Source organism: Rhizobium sp. FG113, assembly GCF_057809895.1.
Window position 1 is genome coordinate 1 of record NZ_JBMDKV010000046.1, and the last position, 11629, is coordinate 11629.

An 11629-nucleotide genomic window follows, 5' to 3' on the forward strand; every position below is an offset into this window, starting at 1 on the left:
GTGACGCCGGTTGCGGGGCTTAAAGCTGACCGGCCCAAGGTCACGAAGGTAAAGAACAGGATCGCCGTCGCGATTAGGAACACAACCGTGGGTGCGCCGTGTACATAGTTGTTATAGCCGTGATCGAGCACGGTGTTATCGCGCATCATGCCGACGAAAAACCGAGCGAGCTTCGCGCCGGTAATCGAGGTTGCCCATAGCAGGACCGCGAACAGCAGGACGCGGCGAACCCCATGCACCCCTGAAACATACTGCCCGACGACGCGCGCGCCCATGTGCCGGAATGCCCTGACGGTCGCGACGAGGAAGAGAGCTATTCCAACCATCCATAGGAGGCTGGCGAGAGGGGCGGTCGCGGTCTCGGCGCGCGTTCCGATGAACGAATAGAGCGACAGACCGACCATCAGCAGAAAGGCCCATTTCATGCGCGTCAGGCTTTGGTCCTGTTCGCCGCGCAGCCAGTTTCGAAAGCGTGTCGTCGTGGTCACCTCTCACCTCGCACCGGAAGTTCAGGGTCAAATCTGAGACTTGAAAACCCTATCACGTATGGCACAATACCCGGATAATGTAGAAGGTAACAAGCTATGTTTTTGGTATCCAAAAACGCTTGTCGGGGCGCAGCCCCGAACCCCAAGAGGACGCGGCAAGGGAGCGGCGATTGACGGAGCGGCCACAGGCCCGAGGCGCAGGCGGGCGACCCCGCAAAGCGCCCGACGAGAAGCGCACCGAGCGTCTGTCAGGCGTGCGGCTGACAGCGACCGAGCGCGTTCACGTCGAGGCCCAAGCCGCGCGCGCCGGGTTGCCTGTTGCGGAGTTCGCGCGTCGAGCCGTGCTCGGGATCACCATCGCGCCAGCCCGTGCCGCGACCGACGATCGGGCCATTGCCGAGGTCAATCGCGTCGGCGTGAACCTCGCCCAAATCCTCAAGGCCCTGCACTTCGGCCGAGGCATCCCGAACGACATTGCCGACACCATGGCCGAGGTCCGGGCCGCGCTGGAAAGGCTGGCGCACGATGGTGCCTGATGTCAGCAAGGCGGGCGTCAGCTTCAAAGGCGCTCTCAACTACTACTTGCATGACAAGCGAGCGGATATCGCCTCGCCACACCCCACCACGAGTGAGCGTGTGGCGTGGACGGAGACCCGCAACATGGTGACCGACGACATGCTCACGGCGCAGCGTGTCATGATCGCGACGGCCAATCAGGCCGACGAGTTGAAGGCTCGCGCCGGTGTTCCGAACACCGGCAAGAAATCCGATCGGGTGGTTCAGACCTATTCGCTGTCGTGGCATCCGGACGAGGCCACGACCTTGACCCGTGACGACATGGTGCGGGCGGCAGACGCCAGCCTGAAGGTGCTCGGAGCGGAGAACCGACAGGCCGTCATCGTCTGCCATACCGATCAGGATCACCCGCATGTGCACGTGATCCTGAACCGGGTGGACCCGGAAGATGGGCGCATGCTGACGACCAGCAACAATTTCTACAAGCTGTCGGATTGGGCGAACCAGTACGAGCGCGAGCGTGGGCGCGTCCTGACGCCTCGCCGGGAAGAGAAGCGCGAGCAGCGCGAGCGGAACGCCGATAAGGCCGAGCGCCGCAAATACACCGAGCAGAAGCGCGCCGCGGCGAAGGAGCAGGCGCACGACACCAAGAGCCGCGCGACGATGCTCCGCGAGCTTGGAGCCAGCCAGAAGGTCCAGCACGCCGACCAGTGGCGCGACCTGGCTGCGCGTGAAAAGGCGGATCGGAACGCGATCTACCGGACGAAAGATCGGGAGATCGCCGCGACGATCGAGATGCACCGGACGGAATGCAAGCCGATCTGGGCGCAGCATTTCCGTGGTGCTCGAGCGGAGGAACGGCGGTTCAGCCAGCGCGAGAAGTCGATGACCGGCGTCGTCGTGAACGCCTTTGTCGCCGCGCGACACCAGCAGGCCACCGGCCAGCTTGAGGACCGGGGGCTGATAGCGGCCACGGTCATGAACGTGTTTTCCACGCGGGCGCGGCAGGAGGCGTTCAACCAAGCGCAGGACCTGACGCGGCAGCAACTGGCCTCCCGGCTGAAATCCATCGTGGACAAAGAGATCCGCAACGTAAAGGGTCAGCGGGACCGGGATCTGACGAGCCACCGGGATCGGTTCAAGGATCAGCGCAAGGCGCTGATCGACCGGCAGGACGGCGAGCGTGGGAAACTGCGCGAGGCGTGGAAGCAGCTTTACGGCGATCGTTCGGAGTGGTCACGCCGGCAGGGTGGCGAGCAGGGCACGAAACCGTACCGAGCGGACGGCCAGCGTCCCGCCGATCGCCGGGACGAGCAGAGCCGGACAGGCGCGCCGTTCGATCGGAAGGCCGAGTATCAGAGGTATCACCAGCAGGGAGCCGGGAGGATGGCAGAGGGCAAGGTGTTTGCCACCTTCGAAGACAAGAAGCGCGACACCGAGAACATCGTCAGAGCGAAAAACGACGAGTACCGGCAGAAGGAGCAGGACGGTCAAGCCAAGCTGACGAGCGAGAACCGCTCGGCGCTGGAGGCCGGCGTCAGTCAAAGCCAAAGTTCCGCCCAATCGGCTGCCAAAGCAGCGGAGGGCGCATGGAAAGCCGAAGTCAGCGCCGTCGAGGCACAGCATGGCCGTGAGGTTCACGCGGTCGAGGCCGCGCGGGAGCAGCCGACCGACCGGAAGGCCGCATACATGGCCGAGAAGGAGCAGATGCAGCGCGAGATGCCGCCCGTGCTCAACGCGCGTGATGGCAGGACCGCCGCTTACCAGTCGGAGCGTCCGAGCACGGCGCCTCCTCCGCAACGGGAGATGCCGCCAGTCCTGAACGCACGGAAGGAGGCTGTCGCACAGCAGAAGCAGGAGGCCGAGCGCGGCTCGGATAACAAGGGCGGTGAAAAGCAGCAGAAGCCGCGTGTCATCCCCTCGCGGTCGAGAGATGAGGGGCCGGGATGGTGACGATCGAGAACATCATTTTCGTGGATATTGACGGGGTGCTTCTGCCCTTAAAGGACTGCCGCTCGCCGGAGAATGCAGCGCTGCTCCGATCGCGCCCGGATGGTTTCATGGGGCAGTTGAGGTTCAATGCCGAGGCCGTCAGGCTGTTGGTGCGGCTTGCGGACCTCGCAGATGCACGGTTGGTTTTAAGCTCGAACTGGCGGCGATCGTGGGGGCCGGATTCCGATGCTCTCATGGCAAAGCTGGTTTCGGAAGGGCTGCGGCAAGACCTCTGGCACGAGGACTGGTTTGTTTCCCTGTGGGGGTTGGAGCCACGCAAGTTCGATGAGGTTGCCGATTGGCTGGATGATCATCCAGATTGCAAGTCATTGATCGTTGACGATGAAGTATATCGAGGGCCACCCCTTGCTGCTGGAATGGCTGTTGTTCTCGAAATCGATGTGGAAGAAGGATACAGTCGCCCGGACCATTTGCTGGCGTGTGAATATTTCGGGGTGGAAGATGATATGAAATCATCGGTTCCACCAAGAGGGCTTCCGCTCCGTCCCGAACCGACTGCGCCTGTCACCCGCCCCCTACGACCCTACAGCCCTTTTTGAGAGAGCGGGCCTTCGGGGGCTAACCGGTCGAGTGTGCTGCAAGATGACGTCGATTTCAGAGAAAGCACATTGTGTAGAAGGCGAAAGCTGCGCTGATTGCGGCGCAGAGAATGCCAGTCTCCCCGATTGGGGAACCGACGATCCAGAGGTTAACACGCATACTTGGCTTTGCGAAGAATGTCGCTACCAGCGAATTGCCCGCAGCATATCCAGAGATATAAATCGCGAGAGGCTACGCATGCTCACTATGTCTCAGATCGATCTAGATATGTTTGAGCGCAATAATTTGAAGGCTGATTGAGGATTTCCGCCCCGGCGATGATTTATGATTCTGTTATCTGCTAAGGGCGGCTTCGATAGCTGTTCGATAAACATTTTCATCGGGCAGAGTGACGTTGTTAAACGCCTCTTGCACTTTATAGACCGTCGTTGAATGAGGCGGCAGTGCTTTTAGCGGCACCGTGGCTCCGTCGATAATGCTCCCTTCCTCGTGTTCATAGGCAAGGAACGTGATCGACGCCGGTTGCAAGGCATAGCGGATCAAACCACCGACACCGCCAAGGCGCGCCATGATCCGCGTATAAACAGGTCGCGGGCAAACAAAGAACAAGCCCTTCCTGCACAACGCTTCACGTTGCAGCACCTGACCCTTGTAAATCAGTTGCGGCAAAATACGTTTGTTAACGTTTTCCCAGTTCAACCCGGCGGTTGTTACCGGGTTGGTGCGTTCCGGTGTGAGTAGGCTCTCCCGCCCGTTGCGGTAGTTGCCTGTGGTGTCGATGGTCTGGACTTCAACAGCGACAAATTCTTTAAGCTTGCCGTTGGCATCCACCAGCGCTAATACCCAATCAACGAAGTAGCTACCCGCACCGTCTTTTTGCGGTAAACGTAGCTCCCCGCCCCATCGCTTTCCGAATACGGCCACAACAGGTGTTTGTTTTTCTCTCGCCCGTGCTGACGCCTTTCCGCCCGCAATCAATTCCAAGTCTTCTTCGAACGCTATTTTTGCCACGTCATACAAGGCGCGATATTTGTCCGCGTACAGACGGATAGGACAACAAATCACAGGGCCGGAGGTTACCGGCTTGATGGTGCAGACGCCGGCAATAAGCCCATCGCTAAGCCGCTTCTCGCACGGTTCGTCCAAATATGGGCATCGCTTATCCGTAGCGGCGGCAATCGCCGCCGCCGAATGGTCCTCGGCTCGGTAACCGAAAAACTCCCAAATCTTACCAGCCACTACGCCACCGCCACCTTGCGTTTGGGCTTGCGACTGTTTTCCAGCACACGCGCAATTGTCCGCCCGACAGCCGCACCTAATAGCGGCGGAACGGCGTTGCCAACCTGCTCGTATTGTTCCACCCGCGACCCGCAAAAAACATAGGTGTCAGGGAATGACTGTATCCGCGCTGCTTCCCGCACGGTAAAGGCTCGATCCTGTTCGTAATGGAAATATGCTCCCCAATGCGGATCGCATTTGGTCAAGATGGTGGAAGCAAGACCGTCAGGATTGACCCGACCATAACGCTTTGTGTGGTCGCTGCGCCGCGCCATCTGCATCCCGCGCGGCAACAGCGCATCGGGAATGTTTGTCCAATTGCCGCCCGCCGGAATATGCATCATCCGTTCAAGGTTGACGTTGCTTAATCTGGCAGCTTGATGACACGTTACCCCCGTTGAGCCAATGCGCATCAGTTGTTGATACGGATTATCAGCCGGGTGCCCATAGTCTTTGACTGGTGCACCAAGCTCGCCGTTACGCAGGACAGGCAGGTCACCAATCGCATCCTTGACCGTGACGTGCGAAGGAAGTTCCACTGATTGTGGCAAGTTTACCAGATTTTTGCCGGCAAACTGGGAAGTGAAATTTACTCGAACTGGCGCGTGTCGCAGGGGTTCGGGAAAAAGATCGGCTGGGTTCAGCCCGTCGCGCCCGCCAAGGATGATAGTCCGCCACCGGGTCTGAGGAATGCCATAATGGGGCGCATACAGAATACGCACGTCGGCATCGTAGCCAAGGCGCTTGAGGGATACGAGGATCGAATCCAGCGTTGCGCCGCCTTCGAATGACACCATGCCGGGAACATTCTCGATCATGACGACACGCGGCTCAAATTCGGTCACGAACCGCAGGTATTCGCGGAACAAATGGTTCCGGGTATCCTCATTTGAGCGCTTTGGCGCATTGATAGAAAAGCCTTGGCAGGGTGGGCCACCGGCTATCAAATCCAGTTCGCCCCGCTTTAAACCTAAGCCATCGCGGATTTTTCGAGCATCTACTTCTCTGATATCGCGGCTATCAACCTGCGTACCCGGATGGTTGATGGCATACGTTTGGGCATAGCGCGGGGAAATCTCGTTAGCGTAAAGTGATGTGAACCCGGCTTCGCGCAAGCCTTCGGACAGACCGCCAGCACCTGCGAACAAGTCCAGCGAAGTCATCCGTTTTGCGCCCGGTCCAAACGAATCGATTTTGCTCATCTTGTCTTTCTTCTTGTTGAACGGCTCGGCTTCACTTTGGCCGTCGCCGTAAACATGTCAGCTTGCAATCCACCTTGATGACGATCGGCGTAAGTCTGCATGAACTCCCGCAACACTTCGGACGCCGCCCGATCCTCAACCATGCAGGCCCCTTGGAACGCCTCTCGGAGTTCCTTGGTAACGCGGATACGAAGGCCAACGTCTTTGCTCGGCATGGTGCGACGGTATTACATGGATACACGTTTGTGTATCCAAAAAACGCAATGGCCACAGACATTCTTCGCCGGGCGCGTTGCATAATTCCTAAGTCTCGCGACAGATCGGACTTCCCCGGAAATTCAGGGGTTTTCGTGTCGCATGTCATAGTCGCGAATGATAGAAATTCCGCGACATGATTTGCGACAGGGGGGAACCGTGGACGTCCAACCAGAATTCAGCGCTGGCCGGGTGTTCATCGGCTACGCTCGCGTTTCGACGCGCGGGCAGGACCTCGACCAGCAGCGCGCCGCGCTTGGCGCGACCGGCTGCGTCCGGGTGTTCGAGGAAAAAATATCGGGAGCGCAGCGCGATCGGCCGGAACTGGCCCGCATGCTCGACCATTTGCGCGCCGGCGACGTGGTGACGATCACCCGGCTTGACCGCCTCGCCCGATCGACCGGCGACCTTCTCGACATTGCCAAGCAGATCGGCGCGGTCGGCGCTGGCCTGCGATCCTTGGCAGAGCCGTGGGCCGACACGACGACGCCGGCAGGGCGGATGATTTTGACCGTGTTCGCCGGCATCGCGGATTTCGAGCGATCCTTGATCGTGGAGCGCACCAGCGCCGGCCGGATCGCGGCCAAGGCGCGAGGCGTGACCTTCGGCCCTCGCCCCGCCCTGTCGGTCGACCAGCTCGCCCACGCGCGGCAGCTTATCCAGCAGGACGGGAAGACGGTGGCCGAGGTGGCGCGGCTCCTGAAGGTGCACCGCTCCACCCTTTACCGGGCGCTTGGCGGCTCCCCTATGCCTCTGATTTCGGCCCCCTAGCATCAAGGGGTTGCAGAATCGCTAGAATTACTCTCACATGTGATTATGGATCGAGGAACCAGAGTGAGTCGCGACTACATGGTCACGCACCGCGAAAAGCGGCGTGCGGCGGGTCGTGTTCTGGTGACGACCGATCTACCGGCTGACCTTGTGGAGGCTATCGACAAGCGGAAGGCCGAGAGTGGAGTTCGGGGCAGAACCCCGATCATCGAGGAAGCTTTGAGGTTCTATATCGAGAACGCACCGAGGGCATAAAACGAAAAACCCCTCGCCGTTGGTAGCGGCAAGGGGTTTTTGGATTGTCGGAACGACCGTGTTCGGAAGCCCGTAAAGCTGCTTCCAACATAGTCGGAAGACCGCCACCCCGCAAGAGGTCTCTCTTGCGGGAACGCTGAATCTTTGTCCGCTGTCCATGCCCTCCATATGGAGGACGAAGGACGATGTTTGCACAGATAGGGGCGGTGCTCGCAGGGGCACCGACCGAACGGGAGCGCACGCCCGTTCGAAGGCAGTCCCGCGCGGCGGGACGATGCGAGGGCGTATTCTGGAAGCGCACAAATCGGCAGGAGGTTCGTCAGATCGTGCTGGCGGCGCGGCGCTACGAGATCGCGTGTCGGGAGCCAGGTACACGCAACGGCCCTCTTGGCGGGGTCGCCATCGAGGTGTTGGAACTGTTCGCCAATCTGGTGGACTTCCGTTCTGGGCGGCTCGATCCGTCGATAGATTTTCTTATGCTCAAACTGCGGCGCTCGCGGGACGCAATTGTGCGGGCGCTCAAGGCGCTGCGGTCGCATGGCTTCCTCGATTGGCTGCGGCGCTATGTGCCGACCGGCAACGAGGGGCGCGGCCCACAGGTCCAGCAGACCAGCAACGCCTACCGTCTGTCGCTCCCTGCCCGTGCCCGTCAGTTCCTTGGCCGGTTCGGCGTCACCCCTCCCCCGCCTGACGATCATGTTCAGGCCGAGGCCGAGCGCGCCGCCGCCCTAGAGGCGCATCGAGCTTCGCTCGACATCGAGGAACGCACCCTGTTCGACGTGGGCGATAACCCCTTGGGACAGGCGCTCGCCAAGCTCGCCAGATCGATCAAACAACGTGAGTCCGCCAGACAGACTGAATCCCAGTCTTGTTTTCTTATAGATAGGAAAGAATGAGCGGACGCCGCTATCCGGGCCTCTCACGAGGCCCTGCGGCGATTCCGGCCCGCGCATAGTGCGGGCCGGTGCGGCACCCTCAGCGCTCAATCCTGCAAGCTTAGCACTTGCGGCTGCGGTCGCATGGGCTTTCGAGAGAAAGCGTGTGGCAAGGGCAGTGCTCAAAACTCAAATGAGGGTTCGCACCAAAAGCATGTTTACTCAAACGCTCAAATTATGTATACTCACTTGAGTAAAAGAACATTTCATCAAACGCAGGAGGATCGACCGTGCATGTGATCGCTGTTTTGAACCAGAAGGGGGGCGCGGGAAAAACCACGATCGCTACCCATCTCGCCCGCGCCTTGCAGATCGGCGGCGCTGACGTGCTGCTGATTGATTCCGATCCGCAGGGCAGCGCCCGCGATTGGGCGGCGGTGCGGGAAGAACAGCCGCTCTCTGTCGTCGGGATAGACCGTCCGACGATCGAGCGCGACTTGAAGAACATCGCCCGCAAGGATTTCGTGGTGATCGACGGTGCGCCGCAAGCGGCCGACCTCGCCGTGTCGGCCATCAAGGCCGCGAACTTCATCCTGATTCCGGTCCAGCCCTCGCCCTACGACATTTGGGCGACGGCTGATCTTGTCGATCTGGTGAAGCAGCGCATCGAGGTCACGGACGGCAAGCTGCGCGCCGCCTTCGTCGTGTCCCGCGCGATCAAGGGGACCAAGATCGGCAGCGAGATCACAGACGCCCTCAATGGCTACGGCCTGCCGGTCCTGTCGAGCCGGATCACGCAGCGCGTGGGCTACCCCGGTTCGGCTGCGACCGGATCGACCGTGCTCGATCTTGAACCGGACAGCGAAGCCGCCCGCGAAGTCCTCGCGCTGGCTGACGAAATTAAACAGTTCCTCATTTAAGTGAATAAGGAGAACATCATATGAGTGAAGAAAAACGTGGTATGTTGAGCGCCGGCCGACCGAGCAACGTTCGCAAATCCGCCACCCTCGCCAGCCTGTCGGACAAAGGTCCCACGGTCCGGGTGAATTTCGACCTCGATCGCGACGAGCACAAGCGGCTCAAGATGATGGCCGTCGAGCAGGGTCGCACCGTGACCGAGATTTTGCGCGAGCTTGTCGCTCAATCACTCAAGTGAGTGAATAAGTGAAGCCCTGCCCACTTTTGAGAATGTTGCTTGCGTGAGCGTGCTAGCGCTCATGTCAAACGTATGAGTAGATGATACTAAAAGTAATTAAACATTTACTCAAATGAAGAAAAAAGATGCGTACTCAATTCGTCAATGGCCTTAAGATCACGACCGGTTCCGGCAATGTGTTTGCCGATCTCGGTTTACCTGATGCCGACCAGCTTCTGGTGAAGGCTGCCTTGATGATCGAAATCATCAAGGCGGTGCGGCGGCTCAACCTGACCGAGGACGAGGCCATGCTGCGCATGGGGCTTCCGAAAGAGCAGGTATCCATCCTCTTGCGGGGACACTACAGCGACCTTTCCGAGCGTGAACTGCGGGGTGCGCTGAACTCACTTGAGGGGTTGAGTAAATGAGCGAAAAAGAGGTTTTGCGGTTGCGATCCGAGGCCCGATCCGGCCTTGCCGCCGATCGCGCCGAGGCTGACGCCGAGATGCTGCGGGCGCACGAGAATGCCGTTGCGGCGCTGCGTGACCCCGCCGTGTCGGAGGACGTGAGAGTCGAGGCCCTTCTGACCACTCGGGATTGGGAAGATCGCGGCACGGTCAGCGAGGATCATATCCGGGCATGGAAGGCCGTGCTCGCGATGGAGGACGAGGACGCCGCAACGCTGATCCTTGCCGGCACCGAGGAAGCCCGCGCCCTTCGCCGCACCACACCGTTTTCGCCCGAGGCGCTGACCTATCCAAAACCCAGCTAGAGCGTGAAATGAACGTGACAATAATTTCTGTGCGCTGCTAGGCCGCGCTCTGCTCTGGCCCGGAGGCGAACGCGCTTCCCGTTGCGCCGAAGAGAGCTGGAGGGCCATCACTGGCAATGCCCCGGCGCGCAGCGCCGGGTCCGCTTATTCTGCCCTCTGGAACGTCCGCCACGCTTTACCAGGGCGAGCCTTGGTAAAGCGTGGCTCCGCGATCCGTCACACCTGTTGACCGGGCAGGGGCACTTTCACCTTGATGACTGGCCAGTCGCCGGCAAAGTTCAGATAGCCTTCCAGATCGGGAAGCTTCTGGATTTCAGAGGGCAGGACGAGGCGTTCGGTGATGATGCTTGGGGAGTAGGAGAAGCTGCCCCCGCCGCTTGTTGAAAAGCTGACCTGTTCCTCGTTCATTTCCCGATCGCCAAGGTATTTTGAAAGCTGCTCGGCGGCGATGCCGTCCGTGGTGCGCAGCACGAGCTTGTTGGAGAAATTGTTCATCAGGGTTTCGGCGCGGTTGTCACCATAGGTGTGGCGAAGCTGGGCGAAGTCCTGCACGGCGACGACGATCGCGACCCCTGCCTTGCGCAGGCGTGTCGCACCGACGAGCAGCGCCGGGATTTCCCCGAGCGAGTTCAGTTCGTCGATGATGATCCATGTAGTGCGGGCGGGTGTGAAGCCGTCTGGTCGATCGAGGGCGGCGGTCACCATGATATCGCACCATGCGGCCATGAGGTCGCGCGCCTGCTCGATGTTGCGATCGGAGTAGGGCAGGAACATCCATTCGGGGGTGTCGTCCCTGATCCACTGGCCGAAGGAGAAATCGCCGTCCTTGACGAAGCGCCATGCCTTGAGGTTGGCGATGAAGCTCATACGGACGGATTGGAGGCGGCGGCTGTTGAAGTCGTCGGTCGCGGCCAGCACTTCGGCCGTGGTGCCGGCGACGAGGGGGGCGAGCTCGCGCGCCTCGGCCGCGATCAGGAGGCGTTGCAGCTCGGCATTGGTGAAGGTGCCGTCGTAGACCTCGAACAGGCCGGCCCCGACCGCGCCGAAGAAGGATTTCGCCATCTCGTGCCATTCGGCGGAACTGCCGGCTCCCTCAGGCACAAAGCCGGAGGCGAGGCGGTCCCAGTCGTAGAGGTCTTTCGCCTCGTTCGACAACCGCCAGCCAAGTGACTCGTCGTTGAAGGGCGACATGACGAGATCGCCGGGACGGCGGAAGGCGCGCATGAACTCGCTGTTGTTGTCGAGCACGATCGCGCGATCGCCGCGCGCGCGGATGGTGTCGAGCAGCCCGCGAAGGGCGACGGTCTTGCCCGCGCCGGTCGAGGCAGCGATGGCGGTATGCAGCCGCTCATGACCGGGCGGGAACGGGACGCCCCCGATAGAGACGGTTGGCGGGAGGCTCGGATAGCGCTTCTGCAGTTCTGCCTCGTGTGCCTCCCTCGTGGCGAAATTTGCCCCGCGCAGATGCTCGCGGGTGACGCCGGTTGCGGGGCTTAAAGCTGACCGGCCCAAGGTCACGAAGGTAAAGA

Annotated in this window: 14 protein-coding genes; 10 read left to right on the plus strand and 4 right to left on the minus strand. The window is 60.5% G+C overall.

Features of this window, described 5'->3' with window-relative positions:
* On the minus strand, positions 1 to 488 hold a 488-nt coding region (locus tag ACODTZ_RS35795), incomplete at its 3' end, for a hypothetical protein (RefSeq protein WP_489032036.1).
* Positions 489 to 742: 254 nt separating this feature from the next.
* Here ACODTZ_RS35795 and ACODTZ_RS35800 point away from each other — a divergent pair.
* Genes ACODTZ_RS35800 through ACODTZ_RS35810 form a run of 3 tightly spaced genes read left to right on the plus strand, consistent with a single transcriptional unit; the run spans position 743 to position 3556 of the window.
* On the plus strand, positions 743 to 1024 hold the full coding sequence (locus ACODTZ_RS35800) for a plasmid mobilization protein (RefSeq protein ID WP_489032062.1): 282 nt from the start codon (positions 743 to 745) through the stop codon (positions 1022 to 1024).
* Positions 1014 to 2957 (plus strand): relaxase/mobilization nuclease domain-containing protein, encoded by a 1944-nt coding sequence (locus ACODTZ_RS35805; RefSeq protein ID WP_489032038.1) that lies wholly within the window; start codon positions 1014 to 1016, stop codon positions 2955 to 2957. The genes ACODTZ_RS35800 and ACODTZ_RS35805 overlap by 11 nt, the downstream gene beginning before the upstream one ends.
* A complete protein-coding gene (locus tag ACODTZ_RS35810) occupies positions 2951 to 3556 on the plus strand; it encodes an HAD domain-containing protein (RefSeq protein ID WP_489032040.1) in 606 nt (201 codons plus the stop codon). The genes ACODTZ_RS35805 and ACODTZ_RS35810 overlap by 7 nt, the downstream gene beginning before the upstream one ends.
* 334 nt (positions 3557 to 3890) lie before the next feature.
* Here the strand turns inward: ACODTZ_RS35810 and ACODTZ_RS35815 are convergent, their stop codons facing one another.
* On the minus strand, positions 3891 to 4796 hold the full coding sequence (locus tag ACODTZ_RS35815; RefSeq protein WP_489032042.1) for a NotI family restriction endonuclease: 906 nt from the start codon (positions 4794 to 4796) through the stop codon (positions 3891 to 3893).
* Positions 4796 to 6037, minus strand: coding sequence for a DNA cytosine methyltransferase (locus tag ACODTZ_RS35820; protein WP_489032044.1), 1242 nt, complete (start codon positions 6035 to 6037; stop codon positions 4796 to 4798). The genes ACODTZ_RS35815 and ACODTZ_RS35820 overlap by 1 nt, the downstream gene beginning before the upstream one ends.
* Before the next feature lie 414 nt (positions 6038 to 6451).
* Here ACODTZ_RS35820 and ACODTZ_RS35825 point away from each other — a divergent pair, with 414 nt between their 5' ends.
* The 7 genes from ACODTZ_RS35825 to ACODTZ_RS35855 all read left to right on the plus strand — a co-directional run bounded on the left by ACODTZ_RS35825 (position 6452) and on the right by ACODTZ_RS35855 (position 10100).
* Positions 6452 to 7063 carry a recombinase family protein gene (locus tag ACODTZ_RS35825; RefSeq protein WP_489032046.1) on the plus strand — a complete coding sequence of 204 codons (612 nt, stop codon included), beginning with the start codon at positions 6452 to 6454 and terminating at the stop codon, positions 7061 to 7063.
* 63 nt (positions 7064 to 7126) lie between these two features.
* Positions 7127 to 7318, plus strand: a complete 192-nt coding sequence (locus tag ACODTZ_RS35830; protein ID WP_489032048.1) for a ribbon-helix-helix protein, CopG family — start codon at positions 7127 to 7129, stop codon at positions 7316 to 7318.
* A 185-nt stretch (positions 7319 to 7503) separates the two neighbouring features.
* Positions 7504 to 8214 carry a helix-turn-helix domain-containing protein gene (locus ACODTZ_RS35835; RefSeq protein WP_489032050.1) on the plus strand — a complete coding sequence of 237 codons (711 nt, stop codon included), beginning with the start codon at positions 7504 to 7506 and terminating at the stop codon, positions 8212 to 8214.
* A gap of 269 nt (positions 8215 to 8483) precedes the next feature.
* Entirely contained in the window at positions 8484 to 9113 is a 630-nt protein-coding gene (gene parA / locus ACODTZ_RS35840) for a ParA family partition ATPase (RefSeq protein WP_489032052.1), read from the plus strand.
* Positions 9114 to 9133: 20 nt separating this feature from the next.
* Complete coding sequence (locus ACODTZ_RS35845; RefSeq protein WP_489032054.1) at positions 9134 to 9349, plus strand: plasmid partition protein ParG; 216 nt, start codon at positions 9134 to 9136, stop codon at positions 9347 to 9349.
* A 125-nt stretch (positions 9350 to 9474) separates the two neighbouring features.
* The gene (locus tag ACODTZ_RS35850) at positions 9475 to 9756 is read left to right on the plus strand and encodes a helix-turn-helix domain-containing protein (protein ID WP_489032056.1); all 282 of its coding nucleotides are present in this window, start codon (positions 9475 to 9477) and stop codon (positions 9754 to 9756) included.
* On the plus strand, positions 9753 to 10100 hold the full coding sequence (locus ACODTZ_RS35855; RefSeq protein ID WP_489032058.1) for a hypothetical protein: 348 nt from the start codon (positions 9753 to 9755) through the stop codon (positions 10098 to 10100). Before ACODTZ_RS35850 ends, ACODTZ_RS35855 begins: the two co-directional genes overlap by 4 nt.
* Before the next feature lie 216 nt (positions 10101 to 10316).
* Here ACODTZ_RS35855 and ACODTZ_RS35860 read toward each other — a convergent pair.
* Positions 10317 to 11629 (minus strand): type IV secretion system DNA-binding domain-containing protein (locus ACODTZ_RS35860; protein WP_489032060.1); only part of this gene is annotated, 1313 nt, incomplete at its 5' end.

What these genes read in the sequence shown, in the direction of transcription:
- ACODTZ_RS35805 (WP_489032038.1), top strand. Translation starts at nt 1,014, where the DNA reads ATGGTGCCTGATGTCAGCAAGGCGGGCGTCAGCTTCAAAGGCGCTCTC.
- ACODTZ_RS35810 (WP_489032040.1), top strand. Translation starts at nt 2,951, where the DNA reads ATGGTGACGATCGAGAACATCATTTTCGTGGATATTGACGGGGTGCTT.
- ACODTZ_RS35820 (WP_489032044.1), bottom strand. Translation starts at nt 6,037, where the DNA reads ATGAGCAAAATCGATTCGTTTGGACCGGGCGCAAAACGGATGACTTCG.
- ACODTZ_RS35835 (WP_489032050.1), top strand. Translation starts at nt 7,504, where the DNA reads ATGTTTGCACAGATAGGGGCGGTGCTCGCAGGGGCACCGACCGAACGG.
- ACODTZ_RS35845 (WP_489032054.1), top strand. Translation starts at nt 9,134, where the DNA reads ATGAGTGAAGAAAAACGTGGTATGTTGAGCGCCGGCCGACCGAGCAAC.
- ACODTZ_RS35850 (WP_489032056.1), top strand. Translation starts at nt 9,475, where the DNA reads ATGCGTACTCAATTCGTCAATGGCCTTAAGATCACGACCGGTTCCGGC.
- ACODTZ_RS35855 (WP_489032058.1), top strand. Translation starts at nt 9,753, where the DNA reads ATGAGCGAAAAAGAGGTTTTGCGGTTGCGATCCGAGGCCCGATCCGGC.